This is a genomic window from Pseudactinotalea sp. HY160 (assembly GCF_009372055.1).
Lineage (GTDB): Bacteria > Actinomycetota > Actinomycetes > Actinomycetales > Beutenbergiaceae > HY158.
The window spans coordinates 29,778-47,681 of sequence record NZ_WHMT01000022.1 but is presented as its reverse complement, the minus strand read 5'-3'; the positions used below and the strand labels follow the sequence as shown (position 1 = coordinate 47,681).

Annotated in this window: 19 protein-coding genes; 5 read left to right on the top strand and 14 right to left on the bottom strand. The window is 72.8% G+C overall.

The window, feature by feature from the left end; all coding sequences use genetic code 11:
- Positions 1–231 precede the first annotated feature (231 nt).
- From tyrS to argC, 11 genes are all read right to left on the bottom strand, one after another.
- Positions 232–1,509, bottom strand: a complete 1,278-nt coding sequence (tyrS, locus tag GCG21_RS14415; RefSeq protein WP_370517535.1) for a tyrosine--tRNA ligase — start codon at positions 1,507–1,509, stop codon at positions 232–234.
- A 67-nt stretch (positions 1,510–1,576) separates the two neighbouring features.
- Entirely contained in the window at positions 1,577–2,206 is a 630-nt protein-coding gene (locus GCG21_RS14410; protein ID WP_228760132.1) for a DNA-3-methyladenine glycosylase, read from the bottom strand.
- A gap of 1 nt (position 2,207) precedes the next feature.
- On the bottom strand, positions 2,208–2,822 hold the full coding sequence (locus GCG21_RS16835; RefSeq protein WP_227993883.1) for a uridine kinase: 615 nt from the start codon (positions 2,820–2,822) through the stop codon (positions 2,208–2,210).
- Complete coding sequence (gene argH, locus GCG21_RS14405) at positions 2,807–4,222, bottom strand: argininosuccinate lyase (protein WP_152910375.1); 1,416 nt, start codon at positions 4,220–4,222, stop codon at positions 2,807–2,809. The genes GCG21_RS16835 and argH overlap by 16 nt, the downstream gene beginning before the upstream one ends.
- Positions 4,215–5,471 carry an argininosuccinate synthase gene (locus GCG21_RS14400; protein ID WP_152910374.1) on the bottom strand — a complete coding sequence of 419 codons (1,257 nt, stop codon included), beginning with the start codon at positions 5,469–5,471 and terminating at the stop codon, positions 4,215–4,217. The genes argH and GCG21_RS14400 overlap by 8 nt, the downstream gene beginning before the upstream one ends.
- Positions 5,468–5,995, bottom strand: a complete 528-nt coding sequence (locus tag GCG21_RS14395; RefSeq protein WP_153877719.1) for an arginine repressor — start codon at positions 5,993–5,995, stop codon at positions 5,468–5,470. The genes GCG21_RS14400 and GCG21_RS14395 overlap by 4 nt, the downstream gene beginning before the upstream one ends.
- A complete protein-coding gene (gene argF, locus GCG21_RS14390; RefSeq protein ID WP_152910373.1) occupies positions 5,992–6,969 on the bottom strand; it encodes an ornithine carbamoyltransferase in 978 nt (325 codons plus the stop codon). Before argF ends, GCG21_RS14395 begins: the two co-directional genes overlap by 4 nt.
- On the bottom strand, positions 6,966–8,267 hold the full coding sequence (locus tag GCG21_RS14385) for an acetylornithine transaminase (protein ID WP_152910372.1): 1,302 nt from the start codon (positions 8,265–8,267) through the stop codon (positions 6,966–6,968). Before GCG21_RS14385 ends, argF begins: the two co-directional genes overlap by 4 nt.
- Entirely contained in the window at positions 8,264–9,244 is a 981-nt protein-coding gene (gene argB, locus GCG21_RS14380) for an acetylglutamate kinase (RefSeq protein WP_152910371.1), read from the bottom strand. Before argB ends, GCG21_RS14385 begins: the two co-directional genes overlap by 4 nt.
- Positions 9,241–10,413 carry a bifunctional glutamate N-acetyltransferase/amino-acid acetyltransferase ArgJ gene (gene argJ, locus GCG21_RS14375; RefSeq protein WP_153877717.1) on the bottom strand — a complete coding sequence of 391 codons (1,173 nt, stop codon included), beginning with the start codon at positions 10,411–10,413 and terminating at the stop codon, positions 9,241–9,243. The genes argB and argJ overlap by 4 nt, the downstream gene beginning before the upstream one ends.
- Positions 10,410–11,477, bottom strand: a complete 1,068-nt coding sequence (gene argC / locus GCG21_RS14370; RefSeq protein WP_152910370.1) for an N-acetyl-gamma-glutamyl-phosphate reductase — start codon at positions 11,475–11,477, stop codon at positions 10,410–10,412. Before argC ends, argJ begins: the two co-directional genes overlap by 4 nt.
- Before the next feature lie 55 nt (positions 11,478–11,532).
- On the opposite strand from argC, the gene def reads away from it, so the two are divergent.
- The 5 genes from def to GCG21_RS14355 all read left to right on the top strand — a co-directional run bounded on the left by def (position 11,533) and on the right by GCG21_RS14355 (position 14,046).
- Entirely contained in the window at positions 11,533–12,192 is a 660-nt protein-coding gene (def, locus tag GCG21_RS14365) for a peptide deformylase (protein WP_152910369.1), read from the top strand.
- 103 nt (positions 12,193–12,295) lie between these two features.
- Positions 12,296–13,294 carry a quinone oxidoreductase gene (locus GCG21_RS14360; protein ID WP_152910368.1) on the top strand — a complete coding sequence of 333 codons (999 nt, stop codon included), beginning with the start codon at positions 12,296–12,298 and terminating at the stop codon, positions 13,292–13,294.
- Between the two features lie 77 nt (positions 13,295–13,371).
- Entirely contained in the window at positions 13,372–13,521 is a 150-nt protein-coding gene (locus tag GCG21_RS16400; RefSeq protein ID WP_194165117.1) for a hypothetical protein, read from the top strand.
- A 4-nt stretch (positions 13,522–13,525) separates the two neighbouring features.
- Positions 13,526–13,675 carry a hypothetical protein gene (locus GCG21_RS16395; protein WP_194165116.1) on the top strand — a complete coding sequence of 50 codons (150 nt, stop codon included), beginning with the start codon at positions 13,526–13,528 and terminating at the stop codon, positions 13,673–13,675.
- A gap of 179 nt (positions 13,676–13,854) precedes the next feature.
- The gene (locus GCG21_RS14355; RefSeq protein WP_152910367.1) at positions 13,855–14,046 is read left to right on the top strand and encodes a hypothetical protein; all 192 of its coding nucleotides are present in this window, start codon (positions 13,855–13,857) and stop codon (positions 14,044–14,046) included.
- A 284-nt stretch (positions 14,047–14,330) separates the two neighbouring features.
- On the opposite strand, the gene GCG21_RS14350 is transcribed toward GCG21_RS14355, so the two are convergent.
- From GCG21_RS14350 to GCG21_RS14340, 3 genes are all read right to left on the bottom strand, one after another.
- A complete protein-coding gene (locus tag GCG21_RS14350; RefSeq protein WP_152910366.1) occupies positions 14,331–14,834 on the bottom strand; it encodes a flavodoxin domain-containing protein in 504 nt (167 codons plus the stop codon).
- 100 nt (positions 14,835–14,934) lie between these two features.
- On the bottom strand, positions 14,935–16,278 hold the full coding sequence (locus GCG21_RS14345) for an MFS transporter (protein ID WP_152910365.1): 1,344 nt from the start codon (positions 16,276–16,278) through the stop codon (positions 14,935–14,937).
- Positions 16,279–16,438: 160 nt separating this feature from the next.
- The gene (locus tag GCG21_RS14340; protein WP_152910364.1) at positions 16,439–17,896 is read right to left on the bottom strand and encodes an MFS transporter; all 1,458 of its coding nucleotides are present in this window, start codon (positions 17,894–17,896) and stop codon (positions 16,439–16,441) included.
- Positions 17,897–17,904 lie beyond the last annotated feature (8 nt).

Below are 17,904 nucleotides of genomic sequence, written 5' to 3'. Positions count from 1 at the left end.
CCACACTCAGCGGCCGTTCCTCCCGCTCGGGGCGACGAGATAGAACATTACGCACCCCCACCCCCCACGTCAAATCCCACCCCCACCCCCACACACCCACCCCCACAACGCCCTGACCAGCACAAACACCCCGAACCCCGCCCAATCCGGGCCGGAATCCGGGGCGCCCGGCCCGATTCGTGACCGTACTCACAAGCATCCACGAACCCGGACACGGCTAGATCCGGCGGCTCAAGCGCCCCCGGTCGTCACCACGGCAAGACTCCGCCGACCCCGACGCACGAGCGCCACCCCGCCCGCGAGCAGGTCGGCATCGGTGAGCACCCGATCGGGATCGGTCACCTTGACGTTGTTCAGGTAGGCGCCCCCGTCGCTCACCGCCCGCCGCGCCTCGTTCCGGCTACGGCACAGGCCGGTGGACTGCAGCAGGTCGAGGATCGTGTCGGCGCCGACCTCCCCCACCCCCCGGGGCACCTCGGCCACGGCATCGGCGAGTGTGCCGGCGTCGAGGTCCGCGAGGTCGAGCCCGCTCCCCCGGCCGAAGAGCGCCTGGGAGGCCGCCTCGACCCGTTCGCAGGCGTTCGCCCCGTGCACGAGGGTCGTCACGGCGCGGGCGAGGGCCCGCTGCGCCTCGCGCGCCGCCGGCCGCTCCGCGACCTGCGCGGCGAGTTCCTCGATCTCGGCCCGCTCGAGGAAGGTGAACACCTTGAGGTAGCCCACGACGTCCGCGTCGTCGGTATTGATCCAGAACTGGTAGAAGGCGTAGGGGCTCATGAGCTCGGGCGAGAGCCACACCGCCCCGCCCTCGGTCTTGCCGAACTTCGTGCCGTCGGCCTTGGTGATGAGGGGCGTGGTGAGCACGTGCACGCCCGCGCCCTCGACCCGGCGGATGAGGTCGACCCCGGAGACGAGGTTGCCCCATTGGTCGTTGCCGCCGGTCTGCAGGGTGCAGCCGTAGCGCCGGAACAGTTCGAGGTAGTCCATCCCCTGGAGGATCTGATAGCTGAACTCGGTGAAGGAGATGCCCTCGTCCGAGGCCAGCCGCCGGGCGACGGTGTCCTTGGCGAGCATCGTGCCGAGCCGGAAGTGCTTGCCGATCTCCCGCAGGAAGTCGATCGCGCCCAGCTGCGCCGTCCAGTCGAGGTTGTTGACCAGCAGCGCCGGGTTGTCGCCCTCGAAGTCGAGGAAGGTGGAGATCTGCTCGCGCAGCCCGGTCGTCCACCGCTCCACGGTCTCCTTGTCGTTGAGCACGCGCTCCCCGGACTGGCGCGGATCGCCGATCATCCCGGTCGCGCCGCCGACGAGGGCGATGGCCCGGTGGCCCGCGCGCTGCAGGTGGCGCAGCAGCACGAGTTGCACGAGGTGGCCGTGGTGCAGGCTCGCCGCGGTCGGATCGAAGCCGCAATAGTAGGTGACCGGCCCGGCCGCGAACGCCTCGGCGAGTGCCTCGGCGTCGGTCGATTGGGCGATGAGGCCGCGCCAGCGCAGCTCCTCGAGGATGTCGGTCACGATGTCTCGTCCTTCGTTGTCGTTCGGCTGGTCGTGAGCGCGAGCGCGCTTCGGGCATTGCCCCGGGTCAGCGTCGGGGCGAGCCTATCCGGTAGGCGGACACGTGCTCGTCGCCGGCGAGCCAGTACCGCCACGGGTACGCCTGCGGGTCGGCCCCCGCGCCGGACACCCCGACCCGCGGGCCGGTGCGCACGTCGGCGGGCCGGACGCGACCGGTGCGCTCGAGCCGGAGGGGAGCTGCGTCGTCCTCGAGCGAGACGGCGATGCCGTCGTGTTCGGCGCGGATCCCGAGCGCCACGGTGAGCCGGGCGGGTCCGCGCGCCAGGTCGACGGGCCGGCGGCACACGCCGGCGTCGTTTCGGCGCTGCCAGGCCGTCTCGGCCCCGTCGAGGATCTCCCCGGCGCGCAGCAGCACGGCCGAGGCGGTCCCGGCCGGGCCGACCACGAGGTTCGCGCAGTGGTGCAGCCCGAGGTGGCGGTACACGTACAGGTGCGCGGGCGGGCCGAACATGACCCGGTTGCGGTTCGTGGGCCCGCGGAAGGCGTGGGAGGCGGGATCGTCGAGGCCCTCGTAGGCCTCGACCTCGGTGATCCGCAGCCGCACCCGCGCTCCCCCGAGCGTGGAGACGAGCTCGGCCCCGAGCAGTTCCGGGGCGAGTTCGGTGCTGCGCCGGCTCAGGTCGATCGATGCGGCCACGTCACTGCCCGCCGATGAGCCGGCCGTGGCCGTCCACCCGGATCGTGGCCCGCGCCGACAGGCCGACCTCGGCGTGCAGCGCGGCCTCCTGCGCCGTCCAGTCGGCGGCGTGCGCGGCCGAGTCCGCCCCGTCGCGGTCGCGCCAGCGCCGCAGCCGGAGCGCCGCATCGGGTTCGTTCACCTCGACGACGACCGAGAGCAGGTGCGCGTACTCAGCGCGCACCGACCCGACGCCCTCGACCACGAGCAGCCCGCCGGTGGGCACCTCGTGGGTCTCGGCGTAGGCGCCGGCGAGCCAGTCGTAGCGTTCGTAGCTGCCGGGCAGGTCCCGGGAGAGCGGCGCGAGCACGCGGGCGGCGAGCAGCTCGCCCCCGGCCCGCAGCCCGGACCAGCCCGGATAGAGGTCGTCCATGTGCAGGAGGTGGGCGGCGCCGGCCCCCTCGCCCCCCGCACGGCTCCCCTGCGCGAGCCTGTGGACGGCGCCCGCGAGCGTCGTCTTGCCCGAGCCGGCCGCGCCGTCGATCGCCACGACCGTCGTGCTCCCGCAGCGCGGGCCGGCCGCGGCGGCTCGTCTCAGGACGGCCGCCGCGGCCGGATCGATCAGCGCTGCGCCCATCGGCGGTCGCCGGCCAGCCGGGCCCGGGCGGCCTCGAGCTGCTCGGCCACGCGCGCGGGCGCGGTGCCCCCGGTGGCATCGCGCGAGGCGAGCGAGCCCTCGACCGAGAGCACGGAGTGCACCTGCGCGGTCAGGTCCGGGGAGATCTCGGCCAGGTCGTCCGCGCTCAGGTCCCACAGCTCGATCCCGCGCTCCTCGCAGACGCGCACGCACGCGCCCGCCACCTCGTGCGCGACCCGGAACGGGGTTCCCTGCCGCACGAGCCATTCGGCGATGTCGGTCGCGAGCGCGAATCCCTGCGGGGCGAGCTCGGCCATCCGGTCGGTGTGGAAGCGCAGCGTGGCGACCATCCCGGCGACCGCGGGCAGCACGACCTCGAGGGTGTCGACCGCGTCGAAGACCGGCTCCTTGTCCTCCTGCAGGTCGCGGTTGTACGCGAGCGGGAGGGCCTTGAGCGTGGCGAGCAGCCCGGTGAGGTCCCCGATGAGCCGGCCGGCCTTGCCGCGGGTCAGTTCGGCCACGTCGGGGTTCTTCTTCTGCGGCATGATCGAGGAGCCGGTGGAGAACGCGTCGTCGAGGGTGACGAAGGAGAACTCCTTCGTGGCCCACACGATGATCTCCTCGCTCAGCCGGGACAGGTCGATCCCGATCATCGTGGTCACGAACGCGAACTCGGCCACGACGTCGCGTGCCGCCGTGCCGTCGATCGAGTTCTCCACCGGCCCGTCGAAGCCCAGGTCGGCGGCGACGGCCGCCGGGTCGAGCCCGAGGGAGGAGCCGGCCAGTGCACCGGAGCCGTACGGGGAGTACGCGGCCCGTGCGTCCCAGTCCCGCAGCCGCTCGATGTCGCGCAGCAGCGGCCAGGCGTGCGCGAGCAGGTGGTGGGCCAGCAGCACGGGCTGGGCGTGTTGCAGATGGGTGCGCCCCGGCATCGGGGCGTCCGGATGGGCGGCGGCCTGGTCGATCAGCGCCTGCGCGACGTCGCCGACGAGACCGGCGATGAGGCGGGCCTCCTCCCGCAGGTACATCCGCACGAGGGTGGCGATCTGGTCGTTGCGGGAGCGCCCGGCGCGGAGCTTGCCGCCGAGGTCGACCCCGGCGCGCTCGAGCAGGCCCCGCTCGAGCGCGGTGTGCACGTCCTCGTCCGCCTCGGCCGGGGCGAAGGCACCGCTGCGGACGTCGGCCTCGAGGGTGTCGAGCGCCGCGATCATCCCGGCCAGCTCGTGCTCGTCGAGGAGGCCGGCCGCGGCGAGCACGCGGGCGTGGGCACGGGAGCCGGCGATGTCGTGCCGGGCGAGCCGCCAGTCGAAGTGCGTGGACTTGCTCAGCGCCGCGAGGGCGTCGGCCGGCCCGCCCGTGAACCGCCCGCCCCACAGGCTGAGGGAGGAGTCCTCAGCCATTCGAGGACTCGCCCTCGGCCAGGTCGCCGGTGCCGAGGTCCACGGCGTTGCCGAACTTCTCGTCGCGGGCGGCGGCGAGCTTGGAGGTGAGGCCGAACAGCTCGATGAAGCCGCGGGCGTGGGACTGGTCGAAGCTGTCGCCCTCGTCGTAGGTGGCGAGGTTGAAGTCGTACAGGCCCTGCTCGCTGCGCCGGCCGGTCACGGTGGCGCGGCCGCCGTGCAGGCTGAGGCGGACGTCGCCGGAGACGTAGGCCTGGGTGTCCTCGATGAAGGCGTCGAGGGACTTCTTCAGCGGGGAGAACCACTGGCCCTCGTAGACCGTGTCGGTCCACCGGTCGGAGATCGTGCGCTTGAAGCGGGCCTGCTCCCGTTCGAGGGTGACGTTCTCGAGCTCCTTGTGGGCGGCGAGCAGCACCATGGCGCCGGGGGCCTCGTAGATCTCGCGGGACTTGATGCCCACGAGCCGGTCCTCGACGATGTCGATCCGGCCGACGCCCTGGGCGCCGCCGCGGCGGTTGAGCTCCTGGATCGCCTGGAGCGGGGTGACGGCCCGGCCGTCGATCGCGACCGGGATGCCGCGGGCGAAGGTGATGACCACCTCGTCCTCGACCGGCGGGAAGCCGGGGTCGTCGGTGTAGCTGTACACGTCCTTGGTGGGGCCGTTCCAGATGTCCTCGAGGAAGCCGGTCTCGATGGCCCGGCCCCAGACGTTCTGGTCGATCGAGAACGGGTTCGACTTGGTGGTCTCGATGGGAAGGCTGTGCTGCTCGGCGTACGCGATGGCCTTCTCGCGCGTGAGGGCGAGGTCACGCACGGGGGCGATGCACGACAGGTCGGGGGCGAGCGAGGTGATGCCGACCTCGAAGCGCACCTGATCGTTGCCCTTGCCGGTGCAGCCGTGCGCCACGGTCGTCGCACCGAACTGGCGGGCGGCGCGCACGAGGTGCTTGACGATGACGGGGCGGGAGATCGCCGACACGAGCGGGTAGGCGTCCATGTACAGGGCGTTCGCCTTGAGCGCCGGCATGCAGTACTCGTTCGCGAACTCGTCGCGGGCGTCGGCCACGTAGGCCTCGACGGCGCCGCAGTCGAGGGCCCGCTGCCGGATGACCTCGAGGTCCTCCCCGCCCTGGCCCACGTCGACGGCCACGGCCACGACCTCGGCGCCCGTGGCTTCACCGATCCAGCCGATGGCCACCGAGGTGTCCAAACCTCCGGAGTATGCGAGAACTACGCGGTCTTTGGTCATGCTTCCTGCACTTTCTGATCGAGGATTCGAGCGTTGGGATGAGCGAGTTCGAGGAATCGGGCGGCGGTCGCGCGCCCCCCGTCGGGCTCGGCGGTGATCACGAGCACCGTGTCGTCGCCCGCGATGGTGCCCAGCACGCTGGGCAGGATGGAGGTGTCGATCGCCGAGGCGAGGAACTGGGCGGCCCCGGGCGGGGTGCGCAGCACCACGAGGTTCGCCGACGGCTCGGCGGAGACGAGCAGGTCGCCCAGGAGCCGGGCCAGCCGGGCCGCGAGGTGCTCGGCGTCCGGGTCGGCGCCCGGCGCGGGGCTCCCCTCGGCCGGGACGGCGTAGCGCTGCCCGTCGCCGGCCCGCACCTTATAGGCGCGCAGCTCCTCCAGGTCGCGGGAGACGGTCGCCTGCGTGGAGGTCACCCCCGCGCCCGCGAGCAGGTCGCGCAGCTCCGCCTGGGAGCGCACGGCGTGACCGGCGATGAGCCGGCGGATGAGCGCGTGCCGGGCGGTCTTCGTGGCGGGAACGCTCACAGCCGCGCCCCGGGTCCGCCCGTGTGGTCGAGGAGGAACGAGAGCACCGCCTTCTGGGCGTGCAGCCGGTTCTCCGCCTCGTCCCAGACCACGGATCGGGGCCCGTCGAGGACCTCGGCCGTGATCTCCTTGCCCCGGTAGGCGGGCAGGCAGTGCAGCACGACGGCGGCCGGTGCCGCCAGGGCGAGCACGTCGCCGTCGAGCTGGAAGGGTCGAAACGGCGCGAGCCGTTCGGAGGCCTCGTCCTCCTGGCCCATCGACACCCACGTGTCCGTGGCCACCGCGTCGGCCCCGGACACGGCGGCGCCGGGGTCGTCGGTCACGGTGATCGAGCCGCCGGTCGTCGCGGCGATCGCCTCGGCGCGGGCGAGCAGGTCGGCCCGGGGCCGGTAGCCGGCGGGGGCGCCGATGCGCACGTCCAGGCCCGCGAGCGCGCCGCCGAGGAGGTAGGAGTGGGCCATGTTGTTGCCGCCGTCGCCGAGGTAGGCCAGGGTGCGCCCGGCGAGGGCGGGCCCCGCGCCGTCCACACCCCCGGCGAGCCCACCGGTGTGCTCGGCGATCGTGAGCAGGTCGGCGAGGATCTGGCACGGGTGGAAGTCGTCGGTCAGGGCGTTGACGACCGGCACGGTGGCGGCGCCGGCCATCTCCTCGATGCGGTCCTGCCCGTACGTGCGCCAGACGATCGCGGCGACCTGCCGGGTGAGCACGCGGGTGACGTCGGCGATCGACTCCCGGGTGCCGATCTGGGCGAGGCCGCCGTCGACCATGACCGGGTAGCCGCCGAGTTCGCTGATGCCGACCGTGAACGAGAGCTGGGTGCGCAGCGTCGGCTTGTCGAAGATGACCGCCACGGACCGCGGGCCGGCGAGGCTGCGATCGGCGAACCGGTCGGCCTTGAGGGCGGCGGCGCGGGTGAGCACCTCGCGCTGCTCGGCGCTGGTCAGGTCGTCGTCGGCGAGGAGGTGGCGGGTCATGCCGCGCCCCCGTTCGACTGGGCGTCCCCGGTGGCGCGCTCGGCCGCGGCGAGGATCGCCGGCAGCGCGTCGATGAAGTCCTGGGCCTGCGCGGCGGAGAGGATGAACGGGGGCGCGAGCCGCACCACGGTCGGCGCGGCGGCGTTGACGATGAAGCCGGCCTCGAGCGCGGCGGTCACGACCGCCGGGCCGATCGGTGCCGTGAGCTCGACCCCGAGCAGGAGCCCCTCGCCGCGGACGCCGCGGATGAGGGCGTGCTCCCCGGAGGCCTGCGGCAGGGCGGTGATGCCGGCGCGCAGCTGCTCGCCCCGCTCGCGGACGGCCGCGAGCAGGTCGTCGCGTTCGATCACGTGGATCGTGGCGAGGCCGGCGGCGGCCGCCATCGGGTTGCCGCCGAAGGTCGTGCCGTGGTTGCCCGGGGTGAACACCCCGGAGACGTCCGCGCCGAGCGTGACGAGCGCGCCGACGGGGAAGCCGCCGCCGAGGCCCTTGGCCAGCGCGATCGCGTCCGGCACGATGCCGCCGCCGATCTCGGGCAGGTGATGGGCCATCCAGGCGCCGCACCGGCCCATGCCGGTCTGCACCTCGTCGAGGATGAGCAGGGCCCCGGCGGCGCGCGTGAGCTCGCGCACCTGCGCCAGGTAGCCCGGGGGCGGCAGGCGCACGCCCGCCTCCCCCTGGATGGGTTCGAGCACGACCGCGGCCACGTCGCCGGCGGCCAGCTCGCGCCCGATCGCCTCGGCGTCGCCGAAGGGCACGTGGGTCACGCCGCCCGGCAGCGACCCGAACGGGTCCTTGTAGGCGCTCTTGTAGGTGAGGGCGAGGGCGCCCATGCTGCGGCCGTGGAAGGCCCCCTCGGCGGCGAGGACCCGGGGCCGCCGCTGCCCGCCGTGCTTGCGCGCGAGCTTGAACGCGGCCTCGATCGCCTCGGTGCCGGAGTTCGTGAAGAACACCTTCGACCCGGCCGGCGCGCCGCCCGGCTCGGCGAGGGCCAGCAGCCGCTCGGCGAGCGCGATCTGGGTGGGGGTGGCGAAGAAGTTCGACACGTGCCCGAGCGTGTTGAACTGGGCGGCGATCGCGCCGGTGAGCGTCGGGTGGGTGTGGCCGAGGCAGTTGACCGCGATCCCGGCGAGCAGGTCGAGGTAGCGGCGGCCGTCGGCGTCCCACACGTAGGCCCCCTCCCCGCGCACGAGCACGCGCTGGGGCGCGCCGAACGTGTTCATCAGGGCGCCGGCATAGCGCTCCTGCCACTGCGCGGCGGTGGCCGCCTGGGTCGTGCCTGCGATGAGGTCGCTCATCTGAAGCCATCCTCCGGTTCGATCATTGTTCCCACCCCGTCGGTGGTGAAGATTTCCAGCAGCAGCGAGTGCGCCACCCGCCCGTCCACGACGTGGGCACCGCGGACCCCGCCCCGCACGGCCCGCAGGCACGCCTCCATCTTGGGCACCATCCCCGATTCGAGCCGCGGGAGCAGCGCCTCGAGCGCATCGGGGGACATCCGCCGGATGAGGGAGGAGCGGTCGGGCCAGTCCCCGTAGAGCCCCTCGACGTCGGTGAGCACCACGAGCTTCTCGGCGCCGAGGGCCACCGCGAGCGCGGCCGCGGCGGTGTCGGCGTTGACGTTGAGCACGTCCCCGGGGTGGTCGACGTCCGGCGCGATCGTGGAGACCACGGGGATCCGGCCCGAGTCGAGCAGCCCGCGCACGATCGCGGGGTTGACCCGCACGACGTCGCCCACGAGGCCGACGTCCACGCGCTCGCCGTCGACGGTGGCGTGGCGGCGGCGGGCGCCGAAGAGCCCGGCGTCCTCCCCCGAGATCCCCACGGCCAGGCCCTGGCGCACGTTGAGACGGTTGACCAGGGTGCGCTGCACCTGGCCGGTGAGCACCATCCGCACGACGTCCATCGTCTCCGGCGTGGTCACCCGCAGCCCGCCCCGGAACTCGCTCGTGATGTCGAGCCGGCCGAGCATCGAGGAGATCTGCGGGCCGCCGCCGTGCACCACGACGGGCAGGAGGCCCGCCTGCCGGAAGAAGCGGATGTCGTCGGCGAAGGCGCGTTCGAGCTCCGGGTCGACCATCGCGTTGCCGCCGAACTTGATCACGACGACCTTGCCGGAGAAGCGTTCGAGCCACGGCAGTGCCTCGATCAGCGCCCCGGCCTTCTGCTCGGGTCGAAGGGTGCGCGCGATGCGGATCTCAGCCGTGTCGGTCACGTCGGTCACGTCGGTCACGTCGGTCGGGTCCGCGGCGGGGCCCTGCTGGGAAGGGGTCATGTGGAGTAGGCGCTGTTCTCGTGGACGTAGTCGTGGGTGAGGTCGTTGGTCCAGATGGTGGCGGAGTCGGTGCCGGCGTGCAGGTCGATGAGCACGTGTACGTCCCGGGCCGAGGCCAGGTCGACCTCGGTCCGCGGCCGGTGCGCTCCCCCGCCGCGGCAGACCATGACGCCGTTGACGCTCACGTCGAGGTCGTCGGCCTCGAAGCGGGCGACCTCGACGGGCACGGTGCCCACCTGCGCGAGCACCCGGCCCCAGTTCGGGTCGTTGCCGTAGATCGCGGTCTTGAACAGGGCGGAGCGGGCCACGGCGCGGCCGACGGCCTCGGCCGCGTCGGTCGAATGGGCCCCGACGACCTCGACGGCGATGTCGTGGCTCGCGCCCTCGGCGTCGGCCACGAGCGCCCGGGACAGGTCGGCGCACACGGAGGTGAGTGCGGCGGTGAACTCGCCCCGGTCGGGCGTGACGCCGCTCGCCCCGGAGGCGAGCAGGGCGACCGTGTCGGAGGTCGACATGCAGCCGTCGGAGTCGACCCGGTTGAAGGTCGCGCGCACGGCGCCCGCGAGCGCCTCGTGCGCGAGTTCGGGGGTGAGGACGGCGTCGGTGGTGACCACCGCGAGCATCGTGGCCATCGCGGGGGCGAGCATCCCGGCGCCCTTGGCCATCCCGCCCACGCTGTAGCCGGAGCCGGTGGCCACGGCCTCCTTCGCCACGGTGTCGGTGGTGAGGATCGCCTCGGCGGCGTCCGCCCCGCCGTCGGGGGCGAGCGCGGCCGCGGCGGCGTCGACCCCGGGCAGGAGCACCGCCATCGGCAGGTGTTCCCCGATGAGCCCGGTCGAGCAGACGAGCACCCCGGCGGCGGGCATCCCGAGCGCCGCGCCGACGCGCTCGGCCGTGGCCACGACGTCCGCGTCGCCGCGCGGGCCGGTGCACACGTTCGCGCCGCCGGAATTGAGCACGACGGCCCGGATCGACGTGCCGCCGGACTCCGCGAGGCGGGCGCGGGACCAGGTGACCGGCGCGCCGACCACGCGGTTCGTGGTGAACACCCCGGCGGCCACCGAGTCGGGGCCATCGTTGACCACGAGCGCGAGGTCGGACTTGCCGGAGGGCTTGAGGCCCGCGGTGACGCCGGTGGCCCGGAAGCCCCGGGGGGCGGTGATGCTCACGGCGCGACCCCCTCGATCGGGAGCCCGGCGGTCTCGGCGAGGCCGAGCGCGAGGTTCATCGACTGCACGGCCGCTCCGGCGGTGCCCTTGACGAGGTTGTCGATCGCGCACACGACGACGGCCCGGCCGGCCCGCTCGTCGAGGGCGACCTGCATGAGCGCGGTGTTGGCGCCCAGGGTCATCGCGGTCGAGGGCCAGGCGCCGTCCGGCAGCAGGTGCACGAACGGCTCCCGGGCATAGGCCTCCTCCCAGGCCGCCCGCAGCGAGGCGGCGGTGGTGCCGGCAGTGACGGGCGCGCTGATCGTGGCGAGGATCCCCCGCGACATCGGCACGAGCGTGGGGGTGAAGGAGATCTGCACCCGCTCCACGCCGGCATCGGCGCCGGCCGCGCGCAGGTTCTGTTCGATCTCGGGGATGTGCCGGTGCACGCCGCCGACGGCGTAGGGCACGGCGCTGCCGAGGCCCTCGCTCGCGAGCAGGTGGGTGCGCAGGCTCTTGCCGGCGCCGGAGTAGCCGTTGGCGAGCACGGCCACGAGGCCGGTCGGATCGACGACCCCGGCGGCCACGCCCGGCTGGATCCCGAGGGTCACCGCGGTCACGTTGCAGCCCGGCACGGCGACCCGCGTGACACCGGCGAGGCGATCGCGTTGGCGAGCTCCGCCGTCCACAATCAGCTCGGGCAGGCCGTACGGCCAGGTGCCGGCATGCTCGGAGCCGTAGAACGCCGTCCACTCGCCGGCGTCGGCGAGGCGGTGATCCGCGCCGCAGTCGAGCACGAGGGTGTGTGGGCTGAGGGTCTCGAGTTCGGCCGCGATCGCGGCGGAGGCGCCGTGCGGGAGGGCGAGGAACACGACGTCGTGACCGGCGAGGTGCTCGGCCGTCGTGGCCGTGAAGGTGCGGTCCGCGAGGCCGAGCAGATGCGGCTGGGTCGCGCGGACCGGCTCGCCGGCGTTGGAATGGGCGGTGAGTGCCCCGAGCCGCACCTGTGGGTGGGCGGTGAGCAGCCGCAGGATCTCGCCGCCGGCGTAACCACTGGCCCCGGCAACAGCCACGTTTACAGTCATCTGCATAACTATACACAGTCTCGAGCAGTGTGGGCGGACTGGAAGAATATCCCGCATGAGTATCCGAACGATCGTCCAGGGTGACGAGGTCGACGACTATCCCCTCCTGCCACCCGAGGCGGCCCGCGGCACGGCGCTGCGCGTGACCGAGGTGGGCGAGGGGGTGCTGCACGAGCCGTGCCGCACGATCACCGAATTCGACACCCCGGAGCTGCACACGCTCATCGACGACATGTTCGCCACGATGGCCGTCGCGGAGGGGGTCGGGCTCGCGGCGAACCAGGTGGGCGTGGACCTGCGGCTGTTCGTCTACGACCTCACCCACGCCGAGGTGCGCCACGTGGGGCACGTGCTCAACCCCGTGGTCGTGATCGAGGAGGAGGCCGGCACGGAGGAGTCCGAGGAGGGATGCCTGTCGGTGCCAGGGCCGGGGGCCGAGCTCTTCCGGGGCTCGCGGGCGACCGTCACGGGCGTGGACGTCTACGGCGAACCGGTGACCATCACCGGCGAGGGATACTTCGCGCGCTGCCTCCAGCACGAGACCGATCATCTCGGCGGCCGGCTCTACATCGACCTCATCTCCAAGCGCGAGCGCAAGCGGGTGCTGGCCGACATGGCCGACCTGCGCGAGGAGGTGCTCGAGCGGCGCACCGAGCTCGCCGCCGAGCTCGGCAAGGCGGCCCCGACCTACCCGGACGCGCCGCCGGCCCGCTGAGTGTTCGGGGCGCCGCTCGCTCTGCGGTTCGGGTGGAGACCGTTCACACCCCCGCGGCTGGTCGATCCTCCCCGGCCGACGGTCCGCGGCGTAACTTGGGGTGATGCACGCGATCGAGATCGACGCCCCCGGCGGGGCCGACACATTGGAATTCGTCCCCGTTCCCGAACTCGAGCCGGGACCAGGCCAGATCGTGGTGCACCCCCGCGGCATCGGCGTCAACTTCTACGACACCTACGTGCGCGGCGGCGTGTACCCGGCCGACTTCCCACTGCGGCCCGGGTCGGAGGGCGCCGGTGAGGTGATCGCCGTGGGCCCGGGCGTGACCGGACTCGCCCACGGGGACCGGGTCGCCTGGACGGGATCGGTCAGCGGGTCCTACGCCGAGCAGGTGCTGCTCGACGCCGAGGCCGCCCTGCCCGTGCCGCCGGGGCTCGATCTCGTGACGGCCGCGGCGCTGCCGCTGCAGGGCCTCACGGCCCAGATGCTTGTGGACGGCGTCGCTCACCTCGGCGGACCCGGCACCGATCAGCACACGGCCTTCATCACGGCCGGGGCCGGCGGAGTGGGGCAGCTGTTCATCCAGCTCGCCCGGGCGGCCGGCGCCCGCGTGCTCACGATGGTCGGCACGGAGGCGAAGGCGGAGGCCGCGCGCACGGCCGGGGCCGAGGACGTGTTCGTGCCCGACGGCGAGGAGCCGGTCGCGGCGCTGACCGAGTGGCTGCGCGGGCACACCGGTGGCCGCGGCGTCGACGTGTTCTACGACGGGCTCGGCCGGGCGACCTTCGACGCCGCGATCGCCTCGACCCGGATGCGCGGCCTCGTCGTGCTGTTCGGGGGCGCGTCGGGGCAGGTTCCCCCGTTCGACCTCCAACGCCTCAACCGAGCCGGCTCACTGTTCGTCACGCGCCCGACCGTGTGGCACTACGTGTCCGACCCGGCCGAGTTGCAGCGCCGCTGGGCCGAGGTGAGCGAGGCCGCCTCCCGCGGCGACCTGGCCGTGACCATCGGGGCGACCTACCCCCTCGAGCACGCGCGCTACGCCCACGAGGCCCTCGAGGCCCGGATGACCACCGGCAAGGTCATGCTTCTGCCGGCGTGAGTGCGGCGGGTGCGCCGGGTGCGGCATTCCGTGCAGATCGCGGGCGGCCCGGACCTCGACGGAATCCCGCGTTCGGCATGTTTGAACTCTCCCGCGTCGTCTCCCCGCGTGCGGGGATGAGCCTCCCCGCCGGCGACCTGCGCGGCGAGGAGGTGCACTCGGTCGTCGTGGCGATGCTCGAAGATGGGGCCAGCTATGCCGAGTGGGCGCTGGGCGCGCTACGGTGAGCGCATGGCCATCATCACCATCGCCGCGCTGGTCGCTATCCTGCTGTGGGCGCTCGACATGCGCCGCAACGCCATCGCGCAGCGCAAGCTGCTCGAGCAGATCCTGTTTGCGCAGCTCGACTCGAACGAGTCGCAGGCGCAGCGCACCGAGTAGCAAGTCGCCTCCCCGCGTGCGGGGATGAGCCCCCGATCCCGACGATCGAGATACGACAGACCACGTCGTCTCCTCGCGTGCGGGGATGGGCCACCGCAACGGCTGCGTAGTCACGGCCGTACCCTGCCGGTTTGGATATTGAGCAGCGGCGTACGGCCGTGGTCAGACAGCGGCAGATTGTGGCAGCACGGCGGGCAGCAGCGAGGCCCGCACAGGCACTAGCCGCGCTGTGGATCATCGCGGGCTTCTCGCTCGCCCTCGGACTCATTCTGGCCGTGGCCGGGGGCGGTGTGCTTGCGGCCGGTCTGATCGTGGTCGGGGTGGGCGGCGCTCTCGGAGGTCTGGCCGTGAGCGCCGCCCGCCGGCGCTAGATCGCGGCGCTGATGAGGACGCCGAGGGGAACCGGTGTCGCCGTCATTTCCGCGCGTGCGGGCGTTCCTGCTGCCGGCGTGAGCGACACGGGTGCGCCGAACGCGGCATTCCGTGCAGGTCGCGGGCCCGGGCCTCGACGGAATCCCGCATTCGGCGATGCATCGGCGAGGCTGAACCGGGGTGCGGGAGGCCCAGGCAAGGCAGCGCGACGAAGTGGTGTCGGGGAGGGCCAGTTCCGGGCTGTACCTGGGACCCGGACCTGCCCCTCCCCGACGGGCCGCAATCAGGGGAGTGATGCGGCCGTCTGTGCGCCCAGGACGGAGGCGACCTCGTCGGCCCAGGCGGAAACCAATTCGAAATCCCGACGATCCTCGAGGTTCGCGCGCGTCATCGAGATGAGCGCCCGCTCGGCGTCGGTGAGGACGTCCGGGTCGACCCTACCGAGGAAGATCGGGTAGCGACTGCCCAGGTAGGGGCGTGCCGCGGGATGGGTGAACGGGGGCGCGAGCGGATTGCCCGTGATGTTCTTCAGGCCGGAGGCGAACACCCACACGGGCAGCTGCGGTGCCTCCCGTTCGAGGCGGGCGGTGAACTTGCGCGCGGCCGTGAGCGGGCGGCCGATGTAGATCGCCGTACCCACGATCACGGCGTCGTAATCGAGGTCCGTCACCTGTGCGACGTCGGCGGTGCGCACCTCATGTCCGTGCCCGCTCAGCACAGAACCCACGACGGCACCGAATTCACGAGTCGAACCGTAGTTCGAGGCGGTGGCAACGAGGACTCTCATGACTCAAGGATCCACGCCGATCCGGGTGGCCTCGTAGGGCGAACGTCCCAGGAGGCGTAGTCCGAACGTCCCACGCACGAACTCCACCCGAGTGGGTCGATCAGGCGTCCGCGGACACCGTCGCATCCTGTCCGCGTGCTCCCACCAGTCGCGGCCGGCTCGCCGCGACCCCGGCGATCAGCTGCGCCACGAGCATGACCCCGAGCGCCGCGATCGGGACCGTCCAGCCACCGGTGGCCGACCGGAGGGCACCGAGCCCGATCGGCCCGAGGCCCGCGAGCAGGTACCCGAAACCCTGCGCCATCGTGGACACCTGCCCGGTGTGATGGGCGTCCGGCGAGCGCCACACGATATAGCTCAACGCCAGGCTGATCGCCGCGCCCTGCCCCAGTCCGAGCAGCGTCATCCACACGTACGGCGCGGCCGTCGGGGCGAGGGCCAGCCCGGCGAACGCGACCCCGCTCACCCCGGCGGCGAGCACGATCGGCAGCCAGGCGGGACGTGCCCGCCGGGCCAGGGCCGGGGTCACCAGCGACGCCGCGATCCCGGGGAACGCCGAGAACGACAGCATCCAGCCGGCCTCATCGGCACCCATGCCCGCGCTCGAGAGGATCGAGGGGACCCACGTGAGCGCCGCGTAATAGCTCATGCTCTGCAGGCCCATGAGCGCCGTGACCGCGAGCGCGACCGGATCCCGCAGGATCGCCCGGAGCGCGGGAGCGGCCTGCCCACCCCGCCCGCCGGATCCGTCGGCAGAGCGAGCGCGAGCCACCCGCCCCGATGAGCGACGCAGCTGCGGGATCCACAGGAGCACGGCGGCCACCGCCGGGATCGCCCACAGCGCGAGCGCCGCCTGCCACGCCCCGCCCGCCAGGGGCAGCAACGGCACCGTCAGGCCCGAGGCCAGCGCGGCGCCGACGAACAGCGCCGTGGAGTACAGCCCCATCATGAGCCCCGCCCGATGGGAGAAGTCGCGCTTGATCGCGGCCGGCATCACGACGTTCCCGATCGCGATCGCGGCCCCCACGACGACCGTTCCGGCGAACAGCGCCGACATGCTCGGGTGCAGCCGCAGCACGATCCCGGCCGCGAGCGCGATCATCGTCGCCCCGAGCAGCCGGTGCATGCCGAACCGGCGCGTCAGGGCCGGGGTGAGGAACGCGAACGCGCCGAAGGCGATGACCGGGATCGTGGTCAGCAGGCTCGCCGCGGTGGCCGACAGGCCCAGGCTCGCCCGGATGTCGTCGAGCACCGGCCCCACCGAGGCCACCCCGATGCGCAGGTTCAGCCCGATCAGCAGCAGGCCGGCGGCGAGCAGCAGCCCGCCGAACCGGCCACCGCGGGCGGAGCGGCCCGGCAGCTCGGCGGCCCCGGCAGGGTCGCCGCCCGCCGGTCGCGCCCGAGCAGGCGAGTGTTCGGGGGCGGCCTGCCGCAACGCTGACATGGATCCCGTTTCGTCGTGAGGCGCCCGGACCGAGGCCGGCGGGCGGGCGGCGCGAACCGGCCCCGCCCCGGACATGTCTACCCCGGCGCCCCGGCCGCGAACAATCGCGGGCGTGCCGTCTGTGCGCAACACCACCACGCCGGCGATCCGACCCCCGGACTCAGTTCCCGAGGGGATCCTCCTCGAGCGCTACGCCCTCCCGGCCCGGCTCGCCCGGGCGAGCTGCGCCGTCCATAGGCCCCACCACGTCGAACGCGGACCCGCGGCGCGCCCGCGAGTACTCGCTCAGCTCCGCCTCCACCGAGCGCGTGTACGGCAGGAAGCACAGCGCCACGATCCCGAGCACGGCGAACAGGATCGGCACGCCCGCGGTCGCGAACCGGATGCCGGCCTGGGCGGAGGCGCTCTGAAGTTCGGCGTGCTGGTCGTAGCCGGCGGCGGCGATGATGAACATGAAGATGGTCGTCTGGGTGCCGATGAGCGGGGCCGACATGATCGCCTTGAGCGACGTGAACGAGCCGGTCTTGCGGGTGCCGGTGAGGCGTTCGTTGTCGTCGATGAGCGCGGCCTCGAGCGCGATCGCGGCGGTGCTCATGATGTATCGCCCGCTCATGAGCACGAAATAGCACAGCAGCACGTGCCACCACTCGCTCGCCCAGAACAGCCCCGCGAGGCCGCCGATATAGGGCACCATTCCGGCGAAGATCGACGCGCGCGACCCCACCCGCTTGATCATCCGGGCGAACAGCGGCAGCGCCGCCAGCACGAGGATCATCGACCCGGTGTCGGTGATCGTGGCCTGCGTGCCGGTGCTGCGGATCACGTGATCCATGAAGTACAGGAACGCGGTGAAGTACATGCCCATGGGCGCGAGCGCCGTGGTGCCGTAGGCGAACCAGGCCCAGAACGCCCGCATCCGCATGATCGAGCGGGCATCGGCCCGGAACTGGGCCCAGGTGAGCGCCTGGTCGCCGGCGTCGCCGCGCTCGTACAGCTCGGGCGGATCTTTGAGCGCCAGCGCCGGGACGAGGTAGAGGAGCCCGTTGACCGCCACGACCCCCATGAGCAGCGTCGCGATCGTGGCGCGGCTCGTGATCGCCTCGCCCACGAGCAGCTGGGTGGCCACGACCGTGGCGACCGCCGAGGAGACGTTCCCGATCCACGACTTGCCCACCTCGACGTCGATGCGATCCTCGCGTGTCGGCGCCGCGAGGTAGACATAGCTCGTCGCCGCGATGAGATAGAAGGTGGAGGCCACATCGAACAGGAACAACTCGAGCAGGAACACCCACAGGATCGCCGCCTGCGACCAGTCCGGGCTCGTCCACGCCATCGCCACGAGCCCGAGCAGCATGAACGGGATCGTCCGCCGCATGACGAGCAGGAACTTGCCGCGCCCGGGCCGGTAGCGCATCTTGTCGAGCATGAACCCGAAGATCGGGTCGTTGACCACGTTCCAGATGTTGAACGCCAGGTACACCCAGCCCACGTACGCCGGATCGAGCCCGATCACGTCCGTGTAGAACTTGATGTACACGTTGTGGATGAGCACCGTCGACATCCACGTGGCCGGCAGCGGCGTGGCCAGCAGTGCCTTCTGGCGAAAGGTCAGGGCCATCGCCCGCT